We start from the raw sequence: 429 nt of genomic DNA on the forward strand, positions 1-429 counted from the left end.
GCGTAGAGGTTCAGCGTCACCGGCGAATACGGCGTCTCGAACGGCGTCTCCGGAACGTCGCCGCCGCGGTCGCGCACCGTCGTGCCGCGCCGGCCGAAGCCCGCGCAGGTGATCAGCGCAACGCTGCACTTGCCTGCGGCAATCGCCTCCGCCGCATGGGCGACGTGGTAGAGGTAGGAAGAACCGCCGGTGTTGGTCGAGTCCGAATGCTTCACCGTCAGGCCCATGTAGTCGATCATGCTGAGACCGCCAAGCCCGGGCGCGTCGCTTGCGCAGTAATAAGCGTCCACGTCCTTTTTCGTGAGACCCGCATCTTCGAGCGCGCCCTTGGCGACCTCGGCGTGCAGCTGGGCCACCGACTTGTTTTCTATCTTCCGCGCCGGATGCTCGTAGATCCCGGCGATGTAAGCCTTCCCTTTGATGCTCATG

At 64.6% G+C, this 429-nt stretch carries 1 pseudogene; it reads right to left on the reverse strand.

Annotation, left to right across the window (positions count from 1 at the left end):
* A pseudogene (locus tag I6F37_RS41005) lies at window positions 1-428 on the reverse strand (thiolase domain-containing protein); the annotation flags it as partial.
* Between the last annotated feature and the right edge of the window lies 1 nt (window position 429).

The organism is Bradyrhizobium sp. NBAIM08 (assembly GCF_020193935.1).
GTDB classification, from domain to species: Bacteria; Pseudomonadota; Alphaproteobacteria; order Rhizobiales; family Xanthobacteraceae; genus Bradyrhizobium; species Bradyrhizobium yuanmingense.